The 24,242-nt window shown below is 65.0% G+C and carries 19 protein-coding genes and 1 tRNA gene; 7 read left to right on the forward strand and 13 right to left on the reverse strand.

The genetic code is table 11. The annotated features are described in order from the left end of the window. Positions 1-120 precede the first annotated feature (120 nt). Complete coding sequence (gene xth / locus JN302_RS10690) at positions 121-891, reverse strand: exodeoxyribonuclease III (protein WP_202332840.1); 771 nt, start codon at positions 889-891, stop codon at positions 121-123. A 10-nt stretch (positions 892-901) separates the two neighbouring features. After that, positions 902-1,540 carry an alpha/beta hydrolase family protein gene (locus JN302_RS10695; protein WP_202332841.1) on the reverse strand — a complete coding sequence of 213 codons (639 nt, stop codon included), beginning with the start codon at positions 1,538-1,540 and terminating at the stop codon, positions 902-904. 109 nt (positions 1,541-1,649) lie between these two features. On the opposite strand from JN302_RS10695, the gene JN302_RS10700 reads away from it, so the two are divergent. Further along, positions 1,650-1,916, forward strand: coding sequence for a type II toxin-antitoxin system Phd/YefM family antitoxin (locus JN302_RS10700; protein ID WP_202311993.1), 267 nt, complete (start codon positions 1,650-1,652; stop codon positions 1,914-1,916). After that, positions 1,909-2,331 carry a hypothetical protein gene (locus JN302_RS10705; protein WP_202311994.1) on the forward strand — a complete coding sequence of 141 codons (423 nt, stop codon included), beginning with the start codon at positions 1,909-1,911 and terminating at the stop codon, positions 2,329-2,331. Before JN302_RS10700 ends, JN302_RS10705 begins: the two co-directional genes overlap by 8 nt. 18 nt (positions 2,332-2,349) lie before the next feature. On the opposite strand, the gene JN302_RS10710 is transcribed toward JN302_RS10705, so the two are convergent. Genes JN302_RS10710 through JN302_RS10725 form a run of 4 tightly spaced genes read right to left on the reverse strand, consistent with a single transcriptional unit; the run spans position 2,350 to position 8,142 of the window. Further along, positions 2,350-3,435 carry a tetratricopeptide repeat protein gene (locus JN302_RS10710; protein ID WP_202332842.1) on the reverse strand — a complete coding sequence of 362 codons (1,086 nt, stop codon included), beginning with the start codon at positions 3,433-3,435 and terminating at the stop codon, positions 2,350-2,352. Continuing rightward, entirely contained in the window at positions 3,435-4,295 is an 861-nt protein-coding gene (ku, locus tag JN302_RS10715) for a non-homologous end joining protein Ku (RefSeq protein ID WP_202311996.1), read from the reverse strand. Before ku ends, JN302_RS10710 begins: the two co-directional genes overlap by 1 nt. Before the next feature lie 22 nt (positions 4,296-4,317). After that, positions 4,318-6,828 carry a DNA ligase D gene (gene ligD, locus JN302_RS10720; protein ID WP_202332843.1) on the reverse strand — a complete coding sequence of 837 codons (2,511 nt, stop codon included), beginning with the start codon at positions 6,826-6,828 and terminating at the stop codon, positions 4,318-4,320. Positions 6,829-6,888: 60 nt separating this feature from the next. After that, positions 6,889-8,142, reverse strand: coding sequence for a DUF763 domain-containing protein (locus JN302_RS10725; protein ID WP_202332844.1), 1,254 nt, complete (start codon positions 8,140-8,142; stop codon positions 6,889-6,891). A 508-nt stretch (positions 8,143-8,650) separates the two neighbouring features. Here JN302_RS10725 and metH point away from each other — a divergent pair. Both metH and JN302_RS10735 read left to right on the forward strand, forming a co-directional pair. Continuing rightward, a complete protein-coding gene (gene metH, locus JN302_RS10730; RefSeq protein WP_202332845.1) occupies positions 8,651-12,436 on the forward strand; it encodes a methionine synthase in 3,786 nt (1,261 codons plus the stop codon). Positions 12,437-12,547: 111 nt separating this feature from the next. Then, on the forward strand, positions 12,548-12,808 hold the full coding sequence (locus JN302_RS10735; protein WP_202332846.1) for a hypothetical protein: 261 nt from the start codon (positions 12,548-12,550) through the stop codon (positions 12,806-12,808). Between the two features lie 24 nt (positions 12,809-12,832). On the opposite strand, the gene JN302_RS10740 is transcribed toward JN302_RS10735, so the two are convergent. From JN302_RS10740 to JN302_RS10750, 3 genes are all read right to left on the reverse strand, one after another. Continuing rightward, entirely contained in the window at positions 12,833-15,112 is a 2,280-nt protein-coding gene (locus JN302_RS10740; RefSeq protein WP_202332847.1) for a mechanosensitive ion channel family protein, read from the reverse strand. After that, complete coding sequence (locus JN302_RS10745; protein ID WP_202332848.1) at positions 15,109-16,227, reverse strand: 2Fe-2S iron-sulfur cluster-binding protein; 1,119 nt, start codon at positions 16,225-16,227, stop codon at positions 15,109-15,111. Before JN302_RS10745 ends, JN302_RS10740 begins: the two co-directional genes overlap by 4 nt. Before the next feature lie 110 nt (positions 16,228-16,337). Next, a complete protein-coding gene (locus JN302_RS10750; RefSeq protein WP_202332849.1) occupies positions 16,338-18,452 on the reverse strand; it encodes a mechanosensitive ion channel family protein in 2,115 nt (704 codons plus the stop codon). Positions 18,453-18,804: 352 nt separating this feature from the next. Here JN302_RS10750 and JN302_RS39615 point away from each other — a divergent pair, with 352 nt between their 5' ends. After that, positions 18,805-21,102 (forward strand): methyl-accepting chemotaxis protein, encoded by a 2,298-nt coding sequence (locus JN302_RS39615; RefSeq protein WP_274609262.1) that lies wholly within the window; start codon positions 18,805-18,807, stop codon positions 21,100-21,102. 150 nt (positions 21,103-21,252) lie between these two features. Here the strand turns inward: JN302_RS39615 and JN302_RS10760 are convergent, their stop codons facing one another. Together JN302_RS10760 and JN302_RS10765 are read right to left on the reverse strand one after the other, a co-directional pair. Further along, a complete protein-coding gene (locus JN302_RS10760; protein WP_202312006.1) occupies positions 21,253-21,420 on the reverse strand; it encodes a hypothetical protein in 168 nt (55 codons plus the stop codon). Positions 21,421-22,060: 640 nt separating this feature from the next. After that, a tRNA-Ala gene (locus JN302_RS10765) sits at positions 22,061-22,136 on the reverse strand. Between the two features lie 143 nt (positions 22,137-22,279). On the opposite strand from JN302_RS10765, the gene JN302_RS10770 reads away from it, so the two are divergent. Both JN302_RS10770 and JN302_RS10775 read left to right on the forward strand, forming a co-directional pair. Beyond that, the gene (locus tag JN302_RS10770) at positions 22,280-22,570 is read left to right on the forward strand and encodes a YggT family protein (RefSeq protein ID WP_202312007.1); all 291 of its coding nucleotides are present in this window, start codon (positions 22,280-22,282) and stop codon (positions 22,568-22,570) included. A gap of 10 nt (positions 22,571-22,580) precedes the next feature. Continuing rightward, positions 22,581-22,895: a DUF167 family protein gene (locus JN302_RS10775; protein ID WP_202332850.1), complete on the forward strand. Its 315-nt coding sequence runs from the start codon at positions 22,581-22,583 to the stop codon at positions 22,893-22,895. Between the two features lie 33 nt (positions 22,896-22,928). Here JN302_RS10775 and JN302_RS10780 read toward each other — a convergent pair whose 3' ends face one another. Then, a complete protein-coding gene (locus JN302_RS10780; RefSeq protein WP_202332851.1) occupies positions 22,929-23,411 on the reverse strand; it encodes an anthrone oxygenase family protein in 483 nt (160 codons plus the stop codon). Next, positions 23,408-24,238, reverse strand: coding sequence for an NAD(P)H-binding protein (locus tag JN302_RS10785; RefSeq protein WP_202334253.1), 831 nt, complete (start codon positions 24,236-24,238; stop codon positions 23,408-23,410). Before JN302_RS10785 ends, JN302_RS10780 begins: the two co-directional genes overlap by 4 nt. Positions 24,239-24,242: the final 4 nt, after the last annotated feature.

The raw sequence follows: 24,242 nt of genomic DNA on the forward strand, positions 1-24,242 counted from the left end.
CGCGGGAGCCTTCCCTTCTCCCCGTGTGGGAGAAGGTGGCCTCGCGAAGCGAGGTCGGATGAGGGGTATTTTCGCGACGTCTGCACACGATAGGGTGGCGTCGACGCTTAAGACGAAAAACTACCTCAGCTCAATCCATGCAGGCGCATGGTCGCTGGCGCCTTCGAGCCCACGCACATCCATATCGACGCCGGCGTCCTTCAGCCGCCGCGCGACCTTGCGGCTGAGCAGGAGATGGTCGAGCCGCAGGCCGGCGTTCCGGGCCCAGCGGTTCCGCATATAGTCCCAGAAGGTGTAGACCGTCTCGTCGGGATGGACCTTGCGGATCGCATCGACCCAGCCCTGGTCGAGGAGACGCTTGAACACGGCGCGGCTCTGCGGCTGCACCAGCGCGTTCTTTTCGTAGGACTTGGTGGGATAGATGTCGCGCGGTTCCGGCACGATGTTGAAGTCGCCTGCCAGAACCACTGGCAGGCCGGTCGCGAAGAGCTCGCCGGCGTGGGCGATCAGGCGTTCCGACCAGGCGAGCTTGTAATCGAACTTCGGGCCCGGCTGGGGATTGCCGTTCGGCGCATAAAGCGAGGCGATGACTATGCCGTTCACAGCGGCCTCGATATAGCGGGCCTGGCTGTCGGCGGGGTCGCCGGGCAGGGCGTCGCGGGTGAGCACGGGGTCGGCGTCACGGGCGAGGATCGCCACGCCGTTCCATGCCGACTGGCCCCGCCATACCGCTCCGTAACCCGCCTTTTCGATGGCCACGCGCGGGAACCGGGCGTCGGTGGCCTTGAGTTCCTGCAGGCAAGCGACGTCAGGCTTTGCGACCTCCAGCCAGTGCAGCAGGTTGTCCAGCCGACGGTTGACGTTGTTGATGTTGAAGGTCGCGATCCTCATCGCTGCGGGATCAGCGGGTGATCCGGGCAAACCAGCCTGTGACACCCTCGGCCAGCGTCTTCAGGTGATCGGCGGCTGAGAACCCTGATACGGCCTTGCGCAGCTTCAGATCGTGGTCGCCATCCTCGAGCCAGAGTATCTCGATGCTGTCGGAAAGTGTGTAGCCGGCGACCTCGTCGCGGGCGCCGAAATCGTCGCGGGTGCCCTGGCAGATCAAGGTCGGCGTGCGGAGATCCGCGAGGTGCTTTGTGCGCAACTGTTCCGGCTTGGCGGGCGGATGGAACGGATAGCCGAGGCACAGGAGCCCGGCGATCCGGCCTGCGGCATGCAACTCGTCGGCGACCATGCTGGCGACGCGGCCTCCCATGGACTTGCCGCCGATGATCAGCGGGCCCGCCGCGCTCAACTCGGCCACCGCCGCCTTGTATTCGGGAATGAGCGTCTCGGCACGCGGCGGGGGCTTGCGGGCGCCCTCGCGCCGCGCCGCCATGTAGCCGAATTCGAAGCGGGCGACGCGAAAACGCGCCGCAGCCAGCGCCCTGGCTGTTGCCGTCATCGAGGCCGAATCCATAGGCGCGCCGGCCCCGTGAGCGAGGAGAATGGTGGCGTGCGCGTCGTCCGGGCCGTCTGTGAGGAAGTTGTCGGTCATGCCTGCTTGTCGGTATGGGACCCGCTATTATGCATGTTTGCGACGCTTGGGGCAGCCATTGTATTTGTACAAGTTTTCTGTATAATTCAGAAAATTCGTGCGAGGCCCAATGAGAACCAAGACCGTTTCGACCGCCGAGTTTATCCGGCACTTCGGCCGCTATCACGACGAGGCTCTGCGTGAGCCACTCACCCTGACGAAGCATGGTCGTGCGTCGGTGGTGGTTCTGTCAGCGGAGGCGTTTGAAAGCTTGACTGCTCGCGACGACCCTCGTCGTGCCTACGCGGCTGACGAGGTGCCGGATGAACTTGCCGACATCCTGTTGACCGAGCTCGATCGTCAATCCGCGGAGTATGAGAGCGGGAAGCATGACTGACCGCTTCCCGAGCGGATCGATCATCAGGTATCCCTATCTCTGGCGCTGGCAGAGGAACCAAGGACGGGAGAACGCTGAAAAGGACCGCCCGGTCTGTCTCGCCATCGCTTTGCGGGATCCGGCGCGTTCGATCACCCATCTCGTGATCCTGCCAATCTCGGGCACCTCGCCCCTTCTCGGACAATTAGCGCTCGAAATACCGGCGCTGGAGCTCAGACGCGCAGGCCTATCGATGTTCAAACGCGGTTGGGTTACCGTCGATGAATTCAACTACGATATTGCCGAGCGGTCCTATTATTTCGAGCCAAACCAGAAACCGCGAGGCATGTTCGGGCCAAGCTTCATGGAGGAGATTCGCCGAGCCATTCGCCCTATTCTCGCTGCGGGTCGTGGGCGGGTCGACCGCACCCTTTGATTCACGTCGACAGCGAACTCAGCCGGCCGATTTCCGGGAAAGCTGGAGGTCGGCAAACTGGATGCCGCGGGCGGCCGTCCGCGCCCATTCGGAATCCCGGTCGAGCTCCAGATAGCGGGTCCACCAGCGGCGCGCCTCGGCCAGCCTGCCGTCGTCATATTCGAGCTTGGCCAGATTGAAGACGGCATCGCCATAGGCTGGGTCGATGCCGATCGCCTTTTCGAAGTGCCGGCGTGCCGTATTGGTTTCGCCGCGATCGGCGTGAAGGCCTGCGAGATTGAACCAGGCCTCGACGAAGCCGGGGTCGAGCTTGATGGCCTGGGCGTAGGCATGGGCGGCCTCATCAGGCAGCCCCGCGGCGCGCAGGCAGTTGCCGCGGTTGAAGGCGGCGACGGAATCGCGTGGGTCGATCGCCAGGCATCGTTCGTACTGGGCAGCGGCCTCTGCGGAGAGGCCTTCCGCTTCCAGTGTCTCGGCCAGCGCGAAGAGTTCTTCGGCCTCAGCGTCGTCTGCCGTGTCGAGCGGCAGAAGCATCTGACCGTCGAGCTCGCTGAGGCGGTCACCGCTCAGGGCATAGATCGCCTCCCGGCCCTGCGCGTGGAGTGACAGGGCTGTGAGTGACGCGACCGGGCCGGAGCGGTGTACGGAGCGTGCGATTGCGGCCCATGTGGCACCACCAGCGATCAGCCCGGCATATTTTCGGGCTAGGATCAGGTCGCGGAAGGAGAAGGGCTCCGCATCGTGCTCGAAGGCGTCGAACAGAGCGAGCAGGTCGAATGCGCGGGGCGGCAGCCGCGACTGGTCGAGCAGCGACTGGCGCGTCAGCGCCGAGGGTTCAGGTGACGCCGTCAGCCCGAGCATGCGCAAAAAGCCGTTCTCGCTGAGCACAGCGCGGCCGGCGGCGAGTTCCGTCGTGAAGCGCGTTTCGATGTCTGCTTCGGACATCCGGCCGAGCAGCGTTCTGCCGAAGACGGCATGCGACGTACGTCGGGTCACGGCATGGCGCAACTGGCCGTTCTGCTTCTCGACCTCGCGTGCGGCCAACCTTCGGGGAAAGGCGGCGAGCGCGCCGACGATACCGAAGGTCTTGGCGGCGAGCGGCATCAAGCTTTCTTCTTGGCGGGCCTGGCCTTGGTCGCAGGCTTGGCTGCGGGCTCGGCCGCCGCCTTGCTCTTGCTTTGCGCCGGCGGCTTGGCTTGCGACAGGCTGGCCTTGAGCGCGTCCATGAGGTTGATGACGTTGCCGCGCTCGGGGGCGGCCGCGATGATCGGCTTGTGGCCCTTGAGCTTCTCGCGGATCATCGCCATCAGCGCGATCTCGTAGCGGTCCTCGTATTTCTTCGGGTCGAAGGTCGTCAGCTTCTGCTGGATCAGCGCCTCGGCGAGCTGCAGCATCTCCGGATCGGGATCGCCGACGGGGATATTGCCGAAATACTCGGCGGTGCCCCGCACCTCATTGGGGTTTCGGAGCGTCGAGACGAACATGCCCGTCTCCCGCGCGCCGATGGTGACGACACGTTCGCGGCTCGACAGGACCAGCCGTGCGATCGCCAGCTTGCCTGTCCTGCGCAGCGCCTCGCGAAGCACGACGAAAGTCTCCTCCGCCATGGCGCCGTCAGGCGCCAGATAATAGGGCGCGTCCTGATAGATGACATCGACGGAACCCTCCTCGACGAAGGCCTCGATGTTCATCGTGTGGTTGGATTCGATCCTGACGCTTTCGAGGTCGGATTCGTCGATGATGACATATTGCTTGTCTTCATATTCATAGCCCTTGACCAGGTCGGAACGTTCGACGAGGCCCAGCTCGGGATCGACCGGCTTCATGTTGATGCGGTTGTGCGTCTTCTTGTGAAGCTGGTTGAAGGAGATGCGCTCGCTCGAGCTGGTGGCGGGGTATAGCCGCACCGGGCAGCTCACCAGACTGAGCTTCAGATATCCTTTCCAGCTGGCTCTCGGTGCCATGGATGTCTCCTACGCGACGGCACTAGTTGTTCGATTGCTTTCTGCTCGACGTCTTCGCCTGCGATGCTGCCGGCAATTCACGGGCGAATTCGTTAATCCTGGCCCAGGGATCGCCCGACATGGTTAACAAGCCCGGAAGGGAAGAATAGTTCAAATCCTCAGGGGCGTCGATGGACTCCAAATCGTTCCATGACAACGGAGCCGAGGCGGGCATGTTGGCGCGGGCGCGCAGCGAATAGGGCGCCGCCGCGGTGGCGCTGCGCGCATTGCGGTGGAAGTCTATGAAGATCCGACGCTTGCGGTTGTCCTTGCCCATGATCGCGGTGAAGGTTTCAGGCGCCGATGCGGCGATCCTGCCGGCAATGTCGCTGGTTGCCCGGTGCACTTCCTTCCAGCCGCGCTTCGGCAGGATCGGGACGACCACATGGATGCCCTTGCCGCCTGACGTCTTGACGAAGGGGACGAGACCGAGCGTTTCCATTTCGCCGCGTATGTGGATCGCGGCCTCCACCACCTCGCGCCAGGCGACGCCGTCGCCGGGATCGAGGTCGAAGACGATTCGATCAGGCTTTTCGAGCTGCTGCCGCAAGGCGCCCCAGGCGTGGAACTCGACGACGCCGAACTGCGCCAGAGCGAGATAACCCTTGGCGTCCTCGACGGAAATATAGGTCTTCTCCTCGTCGTCGGAATTGGTGGTGCGGATGGTGGCCACCGTCGGCGGCATGCCGTTGAAGGCGTGGCGCTGGAAGAAGCAGTCCTGCGGCCTGCCGGTCGGGCAGCGGAAAAGCGAGACCGGCCGCCCGATGATGTGCGGCAGCATGAAGTCGCCGACCAGCGCGTAATAGACCGCGATGTCCAGCTTGGTCGGTCCGGACTTTCCGAAGAGGCGGCGGGTGGGGTTGGTGACCCAGATCGAAGCGAGGTCTGCATCGGTAACGAGCCGTATCCGGTCCGTCGGCTCCTCGCGCGACAGTTCGGCCTCCCTCAGTCCCATATAGACGGCGTGACGCAGCATTCCGTCGTTGGTTCTGTTGGCGTAGCGGATGCGCGCCGTCAGCACCGGACGCACGAAGATCGTCTCCTTCGGCGCCCTTGCAAGAGGAACTGCGCCTTCGGTCAGGGGCGCCAATCGCTTTTCGAGGTCGCGCAAAGCGCCGGCATCGAAGCCCGAACCGACCTTGCCGCGGTAGTGGAGCTCGTCATTCTCCCATTCGCCGAGCGCGAGTGCTCCCAATCCGTCCGTCGCCGGAGAAATCGTATAGCCGACGATCACGAAATTGCCCGGCCTAGGAGCCTTGGCCTTGATCCAGCTCTGCGTGCGCCCTTCCTGATAGGGGGCTGAGATGTCCTTCGACACGATGCCTTCCAGGCCCATATCGGAGGCCTGCTCGAAGAGCGCCTCGCCGTCACCCAGCACATGGTCGCTGAGCTGGATCGCCGAACGCGACGTCGTTTGGCCGGCGAGCAATTGGGTGAGCAGTTCCTTGCGTTTCAGCAGCGGCACAGCCCTGAGGTCCCATCCATCGAGGTAGAGCAGGTCGAAGGCGTAGAAGAGCAGCTTGCCGGCGGAGCCTTGTGAGAGCGCGTCCTGCAGTGCGGCAAAGCGGCTGACGCCTTGCTCGTCGAGTGCGACGACCTCGCCATCGATCAGCGCCTCGCGGCATCGCAGAACCGAGAAGGCGCGGCCGAGATCGCCGTAACGCCTTGTCCAGTCCAGGCCGCTGCGCGTGATCAGCCTCGCCTCACCTTCCGAGAGGCGAACCATGGTGCGGTAGCCGTCGAACTTGATCTCGTGGAGCCAGGTCTTGCCTCCGGCCCTGTCCTTCCCCTTCGCCTCGTCCTTGGGTGGAACGGTCGCGGCCGTCGCGAGCTGAGGGCTCAGGCTGTCGGGCATCGGCCCGCGTTTCGCACCTTTAGGCTTGCCCGGTCTCAGCTCGACCTGGACAGGCGTCGGCTTTGGTTGCTCGACCAGTTCCTCGATCCGCCGTCCGCTCTTCACGCTTTCGGGCCGTGCCGCCAATATGTCGAGCGTCTCATCGGCGGCGAGGTCCTTCTCCTTGAACAGCAGCCAGTTCTGCTTGTCTTCGTCTTCATCGGAGCGGCGCTTCAGCCGCGCCAGCATCCAGCCGCCCTTCAATTTGTCGCCGGCGAGGCGGAACTTGAAGGCGCCCGACGTCAGGCTCCTGTCGACATCGTCCATCGGCGCCCAGGTGCCGGTATCCCAGACGATCATCGGGCCGCCGCCATACTCCCCTTCGGGGATCAGGCCCTCGAAATCGAGATATTCGAGCGGATGGTCCTCGGTCTGGACGGCCAGGCGCTTGTCGGCCGGATTGAGCGAAGGGCCCCGGGGCACGGCCCAGCTCTTCAGGACGTCGCCGACCTGGAGCCTGAGATCGTAGTGATCCGAGGTGGCGGAGTGCTTGTGCACCACGAAACGGTTGTCGGAGCCGGCGAGCACGCCGCCGACCGGCTCGCTCGTCTTCGAGAAGTCCCGCTTGTCGCGATAGGCCTTGAGTTTCCGCTGCGGCATGGGCGGGAAGCTAGAACAAGCCGCGCCGTGTTGGCAATGAAGCGAGACAGGCCAACCTGTTCAGGCGCTGGCTTCCTTTTTCCGCGGCGGCTCTTCCCAACCGAAAACGCTGCGGCCGCCCAGCGCATGCGACTGGAACCTTTCCTCGGCGATGAGGGCTTCGACCGAAGGGCCGGAGACACGGCGCTCGAGCAGCCGTGACTGGTCGTCGAGACGCTTCAGCGCGGAAAGCTCCTCCTCACGTCCGAGGCGTGCCTTCTGCACGGCCGATTTCAGCACGCCGATCGTCTGGTCGTAGACATGGATCGGCACGGGGAAGGGATGCCGGTCCTTGCCGCCATGGGCGAAGGAGAAGCGTGCGGGATCGCTGAAACGGCAGGGCGCGCCATGGACGACTTCTGCCACCATGGCGAGCGACTGAACCGTGCGGGCGCCGACGCCGGGCACAAGCAGCAGTTCGGCGAAATCCTCGGGCCCGCGATCGGCGGCTGCAGCGAGGGCGGCGTGCAGGCGCCGCACCTGCACGTCCTTGGCGCGGACGTCGTGATGGGCCGGCATGACGAGATGTGGCAAAGCGAGCTGTACGGGCTCGGCCGGTCGGGCGCCGCCGGCAAGCGCGGCGAGTTCACGGGTGATGCCGTCGGGGCCGAGAGCGGAGAGCAGATCGAGCTGGCCCTGGCGCGAGGCTTCCGCCCTATGGTCGGTCAGATTGACGATTTCGCCCTGGCTCTCGCCGTCGATCGCTGAATGCGGCTCGTCGATGAAGCTCTTCAGCCCTTCGGAGAGCCAATGGTAGCGTCGCGCCGTGCGGCTCCCGTCGTTCATGCCCTGCTGGACCACGACCCAGCGGCCGTCGTCGGCAACAATGAAGCCGTGGAGGTAGAGGTCGAAGCCGTCCTGCACGGCGGCGCTGTCGACCTTGGCGACGAGACGGCTCGCTTTGGCCAGCGCCGTCCCGTCGAAGCCGACCTTGTCGCCGATCGCCACCAGTTCGTGCGGGGTCTGCCTGGAGTGCTTGCCGCGACCGCCGCAGACATGGATGCCCAACTCCCCGGAATGCGGGCCGAGACCACGCTTGAGGGCGCCGATCACGCTGGTCGTGATGCCGGAGGAGTGCCAGTCCATGCCCATCACGGCGCCGAAGGATTGGAACCAGAAGGGATGGGCAAGCCGGCGCAGCAGCTCCTCGCGCCCGTAGTGGTGGACGATCGTCTCGCAGATGACCGCGCCGAGCCGCGTCATCCGATCGGCCAGCCAGGGCGGTACCCTGCCGCCGTGCAGCGGCAGGTCCGCGCTTCCCGCCTTACGCGCCACGTCTCACCCGATGGTTCAGATGCATGGTCGAAAGATAGGCCATTCGGGGTCAGCCTGCCACGGCCCAAAAGACGCAAGCGATTGAATGTCAACCGGGCAGGCCGCTCTGCGCGCCGACTCGAAGAAAGTAGGTGACGATCGTTCACGCGCTATCCTTGGGCGCCCGGAAGCGGGCGGATCAGCGCCATCAGGGCCGGCGACAAAAATGGGGTCCGGCCATTCAGTGCCCGCTGATAGCGGGCATAGTCTTCGATAGCGCCGGCGGTATCCTGCCGCGCGAGGCTATCGGCGATGAGGGATTGATGGATGCGGGCCGAATCCTGACAGGATTCGAGCGCCCTGAGATAGATGGCCCGCGCCCGGTCGGTGCGCCCATCGGCTCCGTGTTCCTTCCCGACCGAGATCGCAAGGCGCTGAGGAGCATTGTGCGTTCATGCGCATGTTGACATAAAGATGTCTTTATGTGATTTTTCGATCTTTGTCGCTCCAAGGATGGAAACTGTCGCAAATGTCGTCATCGCTCGATCGCCTCTTCGGTGCGACAGCGCCCAAGCCCGATGGTTCGGAAGTGCGGGCCGCGCTCGAAGCCGCCGCGCGCGAACGCATCCTGATCCTCGACGGAGCGATGGGCACCCAGATCCAGGGCCTCGGCTTCGGCGAGGATCATTTCCGCGGCGACCGGTTCGGCGGCTGTGCCTGCCACCAGCAAGGCAACAACGACCTGCTGATCCTTAGCCAGCCCGCCGCGATCGAGGAAATCCACTACCGATATGCCATTGCCGGCGCCGACATCATCGAGACGAACACTTTCTCCTCGACCTCGATCGCCCAGGCCGACTACGGCATGGAGGATCTGGTCTACGAACTCAATCGCGATGGCGCGCGCCTAGTCCGTCGCGCGGCGATCCGGGCCCAGCAGGAAGACGGCAAGCGACGTTTCGTGGCGGGCGCGCTCGGGCCGACCAACCGCACGGCGTCGATCTCGCCCGACGTCAACAATCCCGGCTATCGCGCCGTCACCTTCGACGATCTCAGGCTCGCCTATGCAGAGCAATTGCGTGGTCTGATCGACGGCGGCGCCGACATCATCCTGATCGAGACCATCTTCGACACGCTCAATGCCAAGGCGGCGATCTTCGCCGCCGAGGAGATCTTCCTGGGGAAGGGCGTGCGCCTGCCGGTCATGATCTCCGGCACCATCACCGACCTTTCCGGCCGCACCCTGTCCGGCCAGACTCCGACTGCCTTCTGGCATTCGGTGCGCCATTCGAGGCCCTTCACCATCGGCCTCAACTGCGCCCTCGGCGCGGCCGCGATGCGTCCGCATCTGGCCGAACTCTCCGATGCCGCCGAGACCTTCGTCTGCGCCTATCCCAATGCCGGTCTCCCGAACGCCTTCGGCCAATATGACGAGAGCCCGGAGTTCATGGCCGCGCAGGTCGAGGAGTTCGCGCGCGAGGGGCTGGTCAACGTCGTCGGCGGCTGCTGCGGATCGACACCGGAGCATATTGCCGCCATTGCCGAGGCGGTGCGGAAACACCAGCCGCGCGAGCGGCCGACACCGGCGCCGCAGATGCGGCTCTCGGGCCTCGAACCCTTCACGCTCACCAAGAACATCCCGTTCGTCAATGTCGGCGAGCGCACCAACGTCACCGGCTCGGCCAAGTTCCGCAAGCTGATCACGGCGGGCGACTACGCGGCCGCGCTCGACGTCGCCCGGGACCAGGTCGCGAACGGCGCCCAGGTCATCGACGTCAACATGGACGAGGGCCTGATCGATTCGAAAAGGGCGATGGTCGAGTATCTCAACCTGATTGCCGCCGAGCCCGACATCGCCCGGGTGCCGGTCATGATCGACAGCTCCAAATGGGAAGTGATCGAGGCCGGCCTGAAATGCGTCCAGGGCAAGGCTATCGTCAACTCGATCTCGATGAAGGAGGGCGAGGAGGCCTTTCTCCATCACGCCAGGCTCTGCCGGGCTTATGGCGCGGCGATCGTGGTCATGGCCTTCGACGAGGCTGGGCAGGCCGACACCAGGGCGCGCAAGGTCGAGATTTGCAGGCGCGCCTACCGGCTGCTGACGGAACAGGCCGGCTTCGCGCCGGAGGACATCATCTTCGATCCGAACATCTTCGCGGTGGCGACCGGCATCGAGGAGCACGATAATTACGGCGTCGACTTCATCGAGGCGACGCGCGAGATCACGCGCACCCTGCCGCATGTGCATGTGTCGGGCGGCGTTTCGAACCTTTCCTTCTCGTTCCGCGGCAACGAGCCGGTGCGGGAAGCCATGCACGCCGTCTTCCTCTATCACGCCATCCAGGCCGGAATGGACATGGGCATCGTCAATGCCGGCCAGCTCGCGGTCTATGAATCGATCGATCCCGACCTGCGTGAGGCCTGCGAGGACGTCGTGCTCAACCGGGTGCCGAAGGGGGGCGGCACTGCGACGGAGCGGATGCTTGTCATCGCCGAGCGCTTCAGGGGCGCCGGCGCGAAGGAAGCGAAGGAGAAGGACCTCGCCTGGCGCGACTGGCCGGTCGAGAAGCGGCTGGAACATGCGCTGGTCAACGGCATCACCGAATTCATCGAGGCCGACACCGAGGAGGCGAGGCGTGGCGCCGAGCGACCGCTGCACGTCATCGAAGGGCCGCTGATGGCCGGCATGAACGTGGTGGGCGATCTGTTCGGCGCGGGCAAGATGTTCCTGCCGCAGGTGGTCAAGTCGGCCCGCGTCATGAAGCAGGCGGTGGCCGTGCTGCTGCCCCATATGGAGGCCGAGAAGCTCGCCAACGGCGGGGGCGCCCGCGAAAGCGCCGGAAAGATCCTGATGGCGACGGTCAAAGGGGACGTCCACGACATCGGCAAGAACATCGTCGGCGTCGTGCTGGCTTGCAACAATTACGAGATCATCGACCTCGGGGTCATGGTGCCCGCGACGAAGATCCTGCAGACGGCGCGCGACGAAAAGGTCGACATCGTCGGCCTGTCCGGCCTCATCACGCCGTCGCTCGACGAAATGGCGCATGTGGCGGCCGAGATGGAGCGCGAGGGTTTCGACATCCCGCTGTTGATCGGCGGCGCGACCACCAGCCGCGTCCATACGGCGGTGAAGATCCATCCTCGCTACGAACGCGGCCAGGCGGTCTACGTCACCGACGCCAGCCGTGCCGTGGGCGTGGTGTCGAGCCTGCTCTCGTCCGAGCAGAAACCCGGTTATGTCGAGGGACTGCAGGCGGAGTATCGCAAGGTCGCCGAGGCCCATGCCCGCTCGGAGGCGGAAAAGCAGCGCCTGCCGCTGGCAAGGGCTCGCGCCAATGCGCATCGGGTCGACTGGTCGTCCTATGTCCCGCCGAGGCCCTCCTTCCTCGGCACGAAGGTCTTCGCCGACTGGGATCTGGCCGAGCTCGCCCGCTATATCGACTGGACGCCCTTCTTCCAGACCTGGGAACTGAAGGGGCGCTATCCCAAGATCCTCGAGGACGAGAAGCAAGGCCCGGCCGCCCGACAGCTCTTCGACGACGCACAGGCGATGCTGGCCAAGATCATTTCGGAGAATTGGTTTGCTCCAAAGGGGGTGATCGGTTTCTGGCCGGCCAATGCGGTCGGCGACGACATCCGCCTCTTCACCGACGAGGCCCGCTCGCGCGATCTCGCCACCTTCTTCACGCTGCGTCAGCAGCTGACCAAACGGGATGGCAAGGCGAATGTCGCATTGTCCGATTTCGTCGCGCCGCAGGAGAGCGGCCTGCCGGACTATCTCGGCGGTTTCGTTGTGACCGCAGGTATAGAGGAGGTGGCGATCGCCGAGCGTTTCGAGCGCGCGAACGACGACTATTCCTCGATCCTCGTCAAGGCGCTCGCGGACCGCTTCGCCGAAGCTTTCGCCGAGCGCATGCATGAAAAGGTCCGCAAGGAGTTCTGGGGGTATGCCGGCGATGAGGCTTTTGCCCCTGACGACCTCATCGGGGAGCCCTATCGCGGCATCCGTCCGGCGCCCGGCTATCCGGCGCAGCCGGACCATACGGAAAAGGCGACCTTGTTCCGCCTCCTGGATGCGGAGAAGAACGCCGGCGTGAGCCTGACCGAGAGCTTCGCCATGTGGCCGGGCTCGTCCGTGTCCGGGCTCTACCTGGCCCATCCCGAGAGCTACTATTTCGGCGTGGCCAAGGTCGAACGCGACCAGGTCGAGGATTATGCGGCGCGCAAGCGCATGCCCGTTGGCGAGGTGGAGCGGTGGCTCGGCCCGATCCTGAACTATGTTCCTGCATCCTATGCGGAGGCGGCCGAGTAGCACCGGCCTCGGGACTACATCTTTGTCGCGATCACCTGTACCATCATCCCGATCGTGGCGCCGAGGCGCCACCCGCGGGGCGGCGCAAGGCGGCAGGGGGAAGTGGATAGGATGAGGGTTGTCGCGACCGTGGTTGCCCTGGCGCTGTTTCCCGCGACCGCCTATGCGGACATGATGGAAAGGCGGACTGCCAGGATCATCCGCAATGCCGGCCACTGGTGCGACAGGGTGAGCGATCTTCAGCTCGACAAGCGCAAATCGACGCCGGAGCGGCGCGTGGTGCTCGTGACCTGTTACGACGTCAGGCATTTCGTCCAGTATGAACTGGTCGTGGGCGGCGACAACAAGGTCAGGTCGATCAAGAAGATGTAGGCCGGGCAGACAGCCGCCAGGGGCTCAAGGGTTCCCGGTTGCCGGCTGTGGCGCCCTGCGCTGCTCTTCGACCGCCTCCTGCGCGGCGCCGGTGACGGCCCTCATCACGTCCTCAGGCAGCGGCTTGTCGCTCAGCACCTCGACCTTGACGCTGCGCTGGGCGAGGCTGATGCCGTGACGCTCGAAGGCGTCGCGCAGCTTCTGGTATGCGTCGCGGCGGATCACCCATTGCGCGCCCGGCCGCGCCATGAACTTCATGCCGATCACCATGTTGAACTCCTCCATGCGGCGGACGCCTTGGGATTTCAACGGTTCGAGGATCTGGCTGCCGTAATTGGGATCCGCCTGGAGCTCGGCGCCGATCTGCTTGACGATCTTCTTCACCAGCTTGAGATCGGTATCGAAGGGCACGCGGAACTCGAGCTTCAGGATCGCCCAGTCGCGGCTGTAGTTGGTGAGCGACTTCAACTCGCCGAAGGGGATGGTGTGGACGGCGCCGCGATGGTGACGCACGCGCATCGAGCGCAGCGACATCGATTCCACAGTGCCGCGCAGATCCCCGATCTCGATATATTCGCCGACGCGGAAGGCATCGTCGATGAGATAGAAGATGCCCGACACGATATCGCGGACCAGCGACTGGGCACCGAAGCCGATGGCGACGCCGACGACGCCCGCACCGGCGATCAGCGGGGCGATGTTGACGCCCAGGGAGGACAGCACCGTCAGCGCGACGAGCATCAGCACGGCGACCAGCAGCATGTTGCGCAACAGCGGCAACAGCGTCGCGATGCGCGCCTCCGGGCCGGGTGGTTCGCCCGGCGGCGGCGCCACGTAGCGGGCCAGGCGAAGGTCGATGGCGGTCTTGGCCCAGGTCCAGACCAGATCGGCGATCAGCAGGACTGCAACGATATCGATGGCGACCTTGACGGCGCGGCCGGCGAGGCTGGAGGACGTCGACATGGCGGCGATGCTGGTGCCCCAGGTGGTGGCGAGGATCACCAGGGCGATCGCCGCCAGGGCGAAACGGGCGAGCCGCCGGGCGACCGGACGGTAGATGGCGAGACGCTCAGCCTGTTCCGCCGCGGCCCGCGCCTCATCCGAAGGCGATGATATCTCGTCCGTTGCCGTTTCCGAGGGGCCGGGAACAGTGAGTGGTACCTGGTCGAATGCGTGGTCGACGATGATGCGCACGAGCCTCGAGGCGGGCAGGAAGGTGCCGACGACCAGCACGGTCCACATCAGTTCGACGGCATCGAACACCCAGAGCAGATATGCAGTGACGAGGACGACGGTCTGCGAAATCGGCAGGACCTTGAAGACAACAGGATCGAAGCGGCCGCGCGCCCCGTTCGACCCCGGCCGCAGCCGGGCGAAAGCCCGCCAGTGCGACCAGATCATTGCGATGATGGTGGCCACGGCAACGGCGCCAAGCGTCACCGATACGGCCAGTGCGGCATTGGCGGCGTCCAAGGAACCCGAATCCGACCGGGCGAGCGCCGAAAGCGCGTCCGAGACGACCAGCGCGCCGACGATCACCGATCCGACGACGATGTGCCAGCGATGCACGCTGAGCGCCAGTGAATCCTGCAGTGGCACCAGTCGGAGATCCGGATGGCGCGGCGCGAGCACGAAGCGCGACACCAGCGCCAAAGCGCGCACCGCGATCACGCCCAGCAGGAGGTCGACCACGATCCGCTCCAGGAAGGGCGGCCAGACAAAGGCGACGAATGTACCGACACTGCCGATTGCAAAGATCGCCAGTCCCATGGTCTGCAGGAGAAGCCTGCCGCCGGCCGCGGCCAGACGTCGCCCGAGCGAGGTGGGGTTGCTGTACACGATCCGCATCATGAGCGGGTGGAAGTACTGCCAGAACAGCCATTCCAGGCCCCCGCCGACAAACAGGAAGACGATGACATAGGTCAGGCTGCGCAGGGCCTCGCCGGCGCTCAGTTCGGCTTGCCAGGCATTGGCGATAACATCGGGGATCAGCGGGAAGTTGGACCAGGCGCTCATCAGTTCGGCAATGCGCGCGCGGGCGGCGGCTATGCGGGCGGTGATCTCGGCGCGCAGGGAATGGCTCGCGGGGCCGGCGGAATCGGGCATCCCCGCCTCGGCGCTGCGCCGCAGCCAATCCACCATCCCGGGGTCGCCGAGCAACCGCAGCAGTTCCTGCCTGTCGGCCTGCGACGGGGCGGCGGCAGCGGACGGTTGCGCCGGAGCGGGCGGTATCTGAGCGGCGCCCGCGCCGGTGAGAGCGAGCAGGCAGACGATCGCCAGGAGGAAGGGGCGGATCCGGCTCATGCCGCATCCGCCGTCACGGAAGCCGGCATCGCGTCATCAGGCTGGACCGCTTCCTCGTGCAGTTCCCGCGGACGCATGAAGGGCGAGAGCAGGCGCTCGACGCGGATCATGCCGGGTGGCGGCTCCATCTGGCAGGCGAGCCGCACATCGGGCCCTGCGCCGAGCCGCGCCAGGGTCGCGGCTTCGGCCGTGCTTGGCGGATCGAGCTTGCCGGACGCTTCCAGGATGCGGATGCGGCAGGTCCCGCAACGCCCCCGCCCGCGGCAGAGATGGGCGACGGGGACATGGTGGAGACGGGCGATCTCCAGGATGTTGAGGCCTGTGCCTGTGTCGATCAGCGGCCCGCCGACGAAGGAGACCTGAACATGCCGCCGCTCGCCGCGCAGTCGCCACCAGCGGGCTGCCAGAACGACCGCGAGCGCAGCAAGATAGAGGACGAACACCGTCCAGTTGATCCTGCCCAGGATCGCCAGGATCTCGTCGAAGGGGCGTGTCAGAACCATTGGCGGGATCGCGGCGGGCGGGGCGACCGAGGTCGGGTCCTCGAAGCGCGCGATGGCCTCGTTGCCCGCCTGCACGAAACCGAGCAGGCCGAGCACCGGAACGGCGACCGCGAGCGGATGGAGAAAGGTTCCGAGGCGCGGCCACCAGCGCTGGATGCGCATCCAGGTGAAAACTCCCACGCAGCCATGGATCCACAATATGGCGAGGAGCAGGACCTGACGCAGGCCCTCCGCCGGCTTGTCGATCCAGAAATAGGGGATCAGGGTCGAGAAGTTGTTCACGATGCCGAACCGGGCCGCGATGACGGTGCCGACCACATGTGGGGTGAGCAGCGGAACGATGGCGAGGGCGGCCATGAGCTGAACTGCGTCTGTGGGCGAAAGCCGCAGCGTGTTGCGGTGGTAGATCGCGCCGAGGCCAAGCACGAAATGCGCGGCAAGGCAAAGGCCCAGCACGATGCTGCCGACCGGGTTGGTCCACATGCCCATCAGGAATGGTCGCGCGCGGTCCATCGACGCGATCGAATGGAGGCCGAACGCAACATTCAGAAGATGCATGGTGACGAAGGCGAAGAGGACCAGACCCGAGACGATCCTAATACGCTTGGCCATCGCGTTTCCTTGCCTGCCGGGACGGACAACCGTCGCCGATCGCAGCCGGACAATAGCAAGAGACGACAGCGCGCGCACCGGCTTTGCGCAAAGCTGTGTTCAACATAGGTCTATCCCTTGGCGAGCGCCGCCTGGGCCGCAGAGGTTGCGATCGCCTGCCGCTCGCTGTCGGTGAGATCCTGATATCTGGGCATGCTGACGCGGACTTCACGGCGCGCGAATTCGATGCCGGCGGCGGCAAAGGCCGTCTGGACACGCGAATAGATGTCCTTGCGGATCGACCATTGCTTGCCCGGCTTCGACATGAATTTGCCGCGCACCAGGAGGCCGACGTCGTCGACGCTGCTTACCCCTTGCGACTTGAAGGTCTGGATGATGTCGTCGGCATATGGAGCGTCCATGATCTCGTTGCCGATCTGCTTGAAGATCTTGCGGATCTTGTTCACGTCGGTATCGAACGGCACGGTGAACTTCATCTTCACGACGACCCAGTCGCGCGAGTTGTTGGTCACCTGACCGATCTCGCCATAGGGAATGGTGTGCACCGCGCCTTGGGGATGTCGCAATTGCAGCGAACGCACGGAGATCTTCTCCACGGTGCCGGCCGTGGAGCCGACAACGATGTATTCGCCGACGCGGAACGCATCGTCGATCAGGAAGAAAACGCCCGACACGATATCCTTGACCAGCGTCTGGGCACCGAAGCCGACGGCGAGACCGACAATGCCGGCGCCCGCGACGAGCGGGGTGATGTCGATGCCGAGATTGCTCAGCGCCACCAGTATGGTGAGCACGATGATTGCCGCCTGGGTTCCCATGCGGAGCAACGGCAACACCGTCGTCATGCGAGAGCCCGCCGTCCCGGTGATCTCGCCGGCGTCTTCGTTCTGCAGGTCGATGCCCTCGGGAGCCGTCTCGCCCGCGATCCGACGATTGAAGAGCAGCGTCGATATCTCCCAGACAAGGTAACCCGCTGCAAGGATCATCAGGAAGGTGAACAGCCGCGCGGCGAGCCGCAGGCCGACCTGGTTGGAGGTGAAGCTGGAGATGCTGAGGTCCCACATCACGGCGATGACCAGGACGACGAGCCCGAACACCATCACCCGGCCGATGCGGATATAGCTTCGCTTGGTCGATAGATAGGCCTTCTCCGCAACCGCTCCCTGGCCCTGCATCGGGGGAATCAGGTGACGCACCAGCCCGCGGATCATCGTATCCATCGTGGGCGCGAGCAGCAGGATACCGAGCGTGAGATATTGCTTGCCGCTCTCCAGCATGGCGCTGTTGCCTCCCACGATCACGAGCTCGAAAACCAGCCAGCTCGCGGCGATCAAGGCCAGGTCAAACCACGGATAGGCCCGTGCGACACGGTCCTCCATGGGCGTGACGTCGGCTTCCCAGCCCCTGGACATCATGGCGACGCCTGAACGGGCATGGAAGATCGTCCAGCCCAGCCAGGCAAAGACCAGAAGGTTTGGCCAGAAACCAAGCGCCGTGCCTTCGATGGAGATACCGTTGGCGATGATGAAATTGATGAGGAAGATGGCCGCGCCGAGGAACACGATGATGCCGACGAGGTTGCGGTAGAGGAATTTGGCATTCCGGTCGTCGATGCTGACCAGTCTCAGCCCTGGCCTGGTCGGAGCGAACAGGAAGCGCAAGAAGGCGGCGGTGAAGCGGGGCGTGATCACGCAATAGAACAGAAATTGCGCAGCGATCGGCCGCAGATCCTCCGCAATCAGCGCGCGTCCAACCGCTCGCGTAACCACCAGAAAGGCAATCAGCCCGAACATGTCGAGCGCCAGCCGTGCCCCCAGGATCGACAGGGTCTCACCGAGCGTGCCCGTGCTCGTCGAGCGCGACGCGTGACGGCGCAGCCGTGATGCCAGGCGGTCGACCAGCAGTTCGGCGGCGATGCCGGCGCCGAACGCTCCAGCGACGCCCAGAAGGAACCGGCCCAGCCCGTTCCACCCGAGCTTGCCGACGAAGGTCGAGACAGCCAGGCTCGTTCTATCCCACATCACCGGCAGGCCGACCACTGCCGTCAGGAGCCGATCGCCCAGACCGGCGACGAGCCGTTGTCCTTCCGACGCAAGGTCACCGGTTTCGGCCGGCGGGGGCGGCGTCGGCTTGGCCTGAGCGACACCCAGCCTTTCGAGGACGAACTGGCGAAACTCGGTTTCGCTCATGCGGTTGGCGAGGGCGCGGACGTCTTCTGATGTCATCGTGTCCGCGACTTGCGTCTTCGCGGCGTCCTGCGCCGGCTGTGCCGCTGACGGACCCGCCCCGATGAAAGCGAGCACGGCAAGAACCAAAAAAGCGGTACAACGAAACGACATACCTTCCCCCTCCAGCGCCGACCGTTTGCCGAACAATACGCAATGAAAGGAAGTCGTAAAGCGTCAGATTGAAAGCCAACGCTCGGAATGGACCGGCTGCGACGGGCGGCAGACCCGCCCAGGCTGAACAAGGTCCAACTCCGATGGCTGCATTTGACCAGCCTTTAACCTTCTCGGTGTTTTCTTCGTCGCCGTCGCGCCGATGGGCGTCGCGCGACTTCGAAGGGGGCTTCCGGACATGCGCGCCAAATCCGTCAAACTGCCGCAACTGAAGTTGCGGGGCAAAATCGTGCTTGCCGCCGCGGCGGTCTTCACCATCGCCATCGCCAGCATGCTGTTCTACGTTGTCCGGTCGACCGAGAAATCCGACCTCGCCGCCGCCGACCAGTTGCTGAGGAGCATATCGCGCGCGGAAGCAGGCAATGTCGACATGCTGCTGAAACGGCATTGGGCTGTCGCGGAATCGATCTCGCAGACGGTGACCACGCTGGTTTCGGATCCGATGATCGGCCCCGACGCCTATCGCGAGTTGCTCGCGCGACAGATGACCATCGTGCCCGACGCTGTCGGCATCTGGGTGCTGCTGAACAAGGATGCGCCTTCGGCGGCGAACCCCGACCTTATGGCGTCCAGCTTTGCCCGAGGCGACGGCTATTTCGGACCGAACATCGTGCGCGACGTTCAGACCGGCGAGATCCGGTTCTCGGATCTCGACCTGTCGATGGAGAACGGCTTCAAGGACTGGTTTCTCGATCCGCTGGCCAAGGGCAAGCCCACGCTGATGGGCCCCTATCTCTACAACGACCTGCTCTACACCTCGACGATAGCGATCGTGCGTGACCGGGCAGGCAAGCCGGTCGGGCTGGCCGGCGTCGACTTCAACGGCGGCGTGTTCGCTTCCCTGATCGGCACGCACCGGCCGCTCGGCACCGGCTGGGTCGGCATCATCAACCAGGACAAAAACTGGGTTGTGCCGCCGGAGGCTGCATTGATCGGCAAGCCCGCGGAGGACGCGACGGCAAGGGCCGCGGTCGCGGGTGCCCGCACGGGCAGCTTCCATGAAACCATTCCGGTCAACGACGTCGACTGGCGCGTCACGTCGACCGAGCTCGACTTGCCGGAGTTCGGCGCGGCCTGGACCGTTCTGGTCGGGGTGCCGGAGGAAACGCTGCTGGCCGATGCCGTCGGACAGCGCAACATCCTGCTGCTCGGCGGCGCTCTCGTCCTTGCCCTGGGACTGGTCGCTTTCACCTGGCTCGGAGCCTCGATCGCCAAGCCGGTCAGCCGCATGACGACGGCGATGCGCCGCATCGCCGAGAACGACTATGCGGCCGAGGTGCCCTATGGAGACCGGCGCGACGAGATCGGCGACATGGCAAAGGCCCTCGGCATCTTCCGCTCGGCCGGTATCGAGAAGCAGCGTCTGGAGATGGAGGCAGACGAGGCGCGCCGGACGATCGACGGCGAACGTTCGGTGCGCGAGGCCGAGACGGCGGAAAGCCAGCGTGCGGCCAAACATGCCGTCGATGTACTGGGCGATGGCCTGCACCGTCTCGCCGACGGCGACCTTGTCCAGCGCATCCAGACCCAACTCGGCAAGGGGGCGGACGAGCTGCGCGTCGACTTCAACCTCTCCGTCGAGAAGCTGCAGGAGACCATGCTCGGCATCCACAGGGTCGCCGGCGCCATCCGCACCGGGCTCAGCGAGATCTCGGCCGCCGCGGACGACCTTTCGCATCGCAGCAGCCAGCAGGCCGCGAGCCTTGAAGAAACCGCGGCTTCGCTCAACCAGATCACCGAAACCGTGCGGCAGACGGCCGATGGAGCGAATCATGCCCGCCGGGTCGTCGCCAGCACGCGCTCCGATGCGGTGACGAGCGCCGAGGTGGTGCGCCAGGCGATCGAAGCCATGGGCCAGATCGAGAAGTCGTCGCATGAGATCGGCAGCATCATCGGCGTGATCGACGAGATCGCGTTCCAGACGAATCTGCTCGCCCTCAATGCGGGCGTCGAGGCGGCGCGCGCCGGCGAGGCGGGGCGTGGCTTCGCCGTGGTCGCATCGGAGGTGCGTTCGCTCGCCCAGCGCTCGGCGGAGGCGGCCAAGGAGATCAAGTCGCTGATCGCCAACTCATCGTCGCAGGTCGATGCCGGCGTCAGGCTGGTCGTTAGCACCGGTGATGCGCTGAAAAAAATCATGACGCAGGTGAACGAGATCAACGACGCGGTCGTCGACATCGCCGCCAAGACCGCCGAGCAGGCGACGAGCCTGCGCGAGGTCAATGTCGCGGTCAACCAGATGGACCAGGTCACGCAGCAGAACGCCGCGATGGTCGAGGAAACCACGGCCGCCAGCCACACGCTTTCGGGCGAAGCGGCGGCACTGGTCCGGCTGGTCGGGCAGTTCAAGGTCGGTTCCGAGGCGGCCGCCGCATCGCATGCACCGGCACCGCGGCAGCCCGCGCCGCGCCCTGCCGCGGTTCGCGGCAATCTGGCGCTGAAGCCCGTCGCCGAGGCCGACGGCTGGGAGGAGTTTTGAGGCAGGTGGACCTTGCCAGGCTGATCGTCTGAGGCGCCGGCTCCTCCATCCTGTGCTGCGGCCGATCGGCGTGGATGCCATCCCAATCCGGGCCCGATGGCGCGATGCCGGATGACGGCCGATGCCGCGCCTCCAATAGCGCCGGCCTGGCTACCAGACCTCGCGAATGAAGCGGAGCACTTCGACCAGCGCCAGGGCGGTTGCCGACAACGCCGTCGCGACCGCCACCCATCCCTTGAGGCTGTGGGTATGGTGCAGTTTGCTCCGGTTCTCCCCGTTGCGCCCTTCTCCTGGGCGGTCGTCGGCATTCTCAATCATCGCGTAGCTCCATGGCCCGGAGCATGCAGCCTAGAATGATTCGGGTTGAGCCAACGTCCAGATATTGAAGCTGCCTGGCCAATACAGAAAACGCGCCGTACTCCCAGAGCTGCTTGTGATCGAAATTCTGGAGTGTGCATGCCGACGGTGTTGGTCGCCGTGCTCTCCGCATCGGATCCGTCTTTGCGAGGGGCGGCGGCATTGCGGGCGACCCGAGCCCGGCCAGGGCGTGAAGTTCGCCGGGGAGGGACGAGCAAGGTCAATCGCATGACGCAATTGCCACTGCGGAGGTGATCGCAAGTCAACTCCATGACGACATCAGCATCCTTGATATCTGACGGGGATTTCGGGTCGCTACGCCGCCTCAAGCAAACCAGGGCGTGTTGCTGGTCGGGCAGGGGGCAAAGCTTCAGCGCAAAACGCTGAGTAGCCATCGATCGTTGGCAAATGGCGACCGGTTCGAGTTTGCCAAACGCTTTCTCGACACGACGAAGGCCCTTGGTCCGCGAGTTCCATCGGCCGGAGCAGCACGGACTCCCTCGTCGTGACCTGATGGACGGCAGGAAAGTGAGGCCAGAACAGCGCCCCCGGATGCGGGAGCCCGTTGGCCCTTGAGCAAAGGAGCTAGAGTGCAAACCGCTGGTGGAGCTGAGGGGGATCGAACCCCTGACCTCGTCATTGCGAACGACGCGCTCTCCCAGCTGAGCTACAGCCCCGTCCAGCGGATGCGCGGATTTAGGGCCAGCTGTCGGCACTGTCAAGGCGTCGCGTGGCGCTTCCTGGGGGCAAGCAGCCGTTGCAGGGCTTGCCCGTCCTGCCGCCAATGGCTACATGTCGCGAACCCGAACGGAGACCCTTCATGCTCGCGCTTATTCAGACCGTTGTTCTGGCGCTCGACATTTACTGGTGGCTGCTGATCGCCGCGGCGATCTTCTCCTGGCTCTATGCCTTCAATGTGGTCAATTCGCGCAACCAGTTTGTCAGCTCGATCGGCAATTTCCTGTTCCGCGTCACCGAGCCGGCGCTGCGGCCCATCCGCCGCTTCCTGCCCGATCTCGGCGGCATCGATATTTCGCCGATCATCCTCCTCCTGATTCTCTTTTTCGTCCGGCAGTTCATCCTCACCACGGTCGCACCGCTGGTGATCTGACCTCCACGCAATGCCCGCTCCCTGGCGTGCGCGCGCCGACGGCATCGATCTTTTCGTCCGTCTCACTCCCAAGGCATCGAAGGATGCCGTCGACGGGGTGGGGACGGCTGCGGACGGTCGTACGTATCTGAAGGCCCGTGTCCGTGCCGTACCCGAGAAGGGTGCCGCCAACGCGGCGCTCGAACGGCTGGTGGCAAAGACGCTCGGCGTGCCAGCCGGCAATGTCAGCGTCGTTGCCGGCGGCACGGCAAGGCTGAAGACCTTGCACGCGGTCGGCGATACGGAGCGCCTGGCGGAAGCGGTAATGAAGGCGACGGGCGGATAGCCGCCTTCATCGGATACCGAGCGGCGACGGGGATCATGTCCGCATGGCAAGGATGAACAGCGCCAGGGAACCGAGCGGGGCCAGGGTGCGCACATGGTTCCAGCCAACCCAGGCCGCGAGATAGTGCTGCCAGAACTCTGCCCCGGCCGCGCTGTCGGGCGCAACAGCGGCAAGCTGGTCGTTGAGCGGCACGTTGAAGGCGATCGTGACGACGATCACGCCGACGAGATACAGCAGCGCGCCAGCGAGCGCATAGGCAGAGCCCGCCGTGCTCCAGTTCATCACGGCGAGGACGCCGATGACAGCCGCGACCAGGGCCGTGCCGAAGAGCAGGCTCATGAACACCGGCGTGACTGCCGTCACATTGATGGCATTCATGGCCGCAATCCCGGACGGCGCCGGCAGGCGGGCGAGGCCGCTCATCACGAAGGTGGAGAAGGCGAAGAAGACACACGCAGCCAGACCGCTGCCCAGCGCGGCGAAGAAAACGAGCGGAACAAGGAGCGTGCCGGTCATTTCGATGGCCCCCAGATACCGGATGGGGCGGTGGCCCTGGCATAGTCGGCGAAGTCGCGCGGAGGACGGCCGAGCGCCTCGAAGACGCCGTGGGTCAGATATTCGTTGCGACCGTCGAGCACTTCCGTGAAGAGCAGCCGGACGAGCTCGATGAGGTCTCCCGGCAGGCCGCCCGCCTCGAGACCGGCAACAAAGGCGGTGGCGTCGACAGTGCGATAGTTGATGGTACGGCCGCTGGCCTTCGCGATCTCGGCAATCGCCTCGGCGAAGCTCAGTAGTCTCGGGCCGGTCAGTTCGTAGAGCCGGCCGATGTGACTGTCGTCGACGAGGGCGGCAGCGGCCACGTCGGCAACGTCCTCGGCATCGACGAAGGGTTCGCGGATGCGGTCGGCGGGCAGGGCGACATCGCCGGCGAGAATGGGCTCCAGCAAAAAGCTCTCGCTGAAATTCTGGGCGAACCAGCTGCAGCGCAGGATCGTTCCATCCGCGCCGGAGGCCTGCAGCGCCTGTTCGGCGCGCTGGGCTCCCGGTTCGCCGCGTCCGGAAAGCAGGACCAGCCGCTTGGTACCGGCGCGCAATGCCGTGTCGGCGAAGGCCGCGATCGCCTCCGCCGCATCAGGCAATGCGAGATCCGGATAGTAGGTGACATAGGCGGCCCGCGTGCCCGCCAGCGCTGCTGACCAGCTCGCGCGATCCTCCCAGTCGAAAGGCGGGGTGCCGTTTCGCGAGCCGATGCGTACCGGCATGCCGTGCGCCATGAGGCGTTCTGCGACGCGGCGACCCGTCTTTCCGGTACCACCGACGATAAGGGTTTCCGTTCCCGTCATCATG

This window comes from Mesorhizobium sp. L-8-3, assembly GCF_016756615.1.
Lineage (GTDB): Bacteria > Pseudomonadota > Alphaproteobacteria > Rhizobiales > Rhizobiaceae.

Coding starts and splice junctions, on each gene's coding strand:
- JN302_RS10700 (WP_202311993.1), top strand. CDS start 1,650: ATGAGAACCAAGACCGTTTCGACCGCCGAGTTTATCCGGCACTTCGGC.
- ku (WP_202311996.1), bottom strand. CDS start 4,295: ATGGCACCGAGAGCCAGCTGGAAAGGATATCTGAAGCTCAGTCTGGTG.
- JN302_RS10775 (WP_202332850.1), top strand. CDS start 22,581: ATGCCCGCTCCCTGGCGTGCGCGCGCCGACGGCATCGATCTTTTCGTC.
- JN302_RS10745 (WP_202332848.1), bottom strand. CDS start 16,227: ATGGCCAAGCGTATTAGGATCGTCTCGGGTCTGGTCCTCTTCGCCTTC.
- JN302_RS10750 (WP_202332849.1), bottom strand. CDS start 18,452: ATGACATCAGAAGACGTCCGCGCCCTCGCCAACCGCATGAGCGAAACC.
- JN302_RS10705 (WP_202311994.1), top strand. CDS start 1,909: ATGACTGACCGCTTCCCGAGCGGATCGATCATCAGGTATCCCTATCTC.
- JN302_RS10710 (WP_202332842.1), bottom strand. CDS start 3,435: ATGCCGCTCGCCGCCAAGACCTTCGGTATCGTCGGCGCGCTCGCCGCC.
- JN302_RS10760 (WP_202312006.1), bottom strand. CDS start 21,420: ATGATTGAGAATGCCGACGACCGCCCAGGAGAAGGGCGCAACGGGGAG.
- JN302_RS39615 (WP_274609262.1), top strand. CDS start 18,805: ATGCGCGCCAAATCCGTCAAACTGCCGCAACTGAAGTTGCGGGGCAAA.
- JN302_RS10695 (WP_202332841.1), bottom strand. CDS start 1,540: ATGACCGACAACTTCCTCACAGACGGCCCGGACGACGCGCACGCCACC.
- ligD (WP_202332843.1), bottom strand. CDS start 6,828: ATGCCGCAGCGGAAACTCAAGGCCTATCGCGACAAGCGGGACTTCTCG.
- JN302_RS10740 (WP_202332847.1), bottom strand. CDS start 15,112: ATGAGCCGGATCCGCCCCTTCCTCCTGGCGATCGTCTGCCTGCTCGCT.
- JN302_RS10735 (WP_202332846.1), top strand. CDS start 12,548: ATGAGGGTTGTCGCGACCGTGGTTGCCCTGGCGCTGTTTCCCGCGACC.
- JN302_RS10770 (WP_202312007.1), top strand. CDS start 22,280: ATGCTCGCGCTTATTCAGACCGTTGTTCTGGCGCTCGACATTTACTGG.
- metH (WP_202332845.1), top strand. CDS start 8,651: ATGTCGTCATCGCTCGATCGCCTCTTCGGTGCGACAGCGCCCAAGCCC.
- JN302_RS10785 (WP_202334253.1), bottom strand. CDS start 24,238: ATGACGGGAACGGAAACCCTTATCGTCGGTGGTACCGGAAAGACGGGT.
- JN302_RS10780 (WP_202332851.1), bottom strand. CDS start 23,411: ATGACCGGCACGCTCCTTGTTCCGCTCGTTTTCTTCGCCGCGCTGGGC.
- xth (WP_202332840.1), bottom strand. CDS start 891: ATGAGGATCGCGACCTTCAACATCAACAACGTCAACCGTCGGCTGGAC.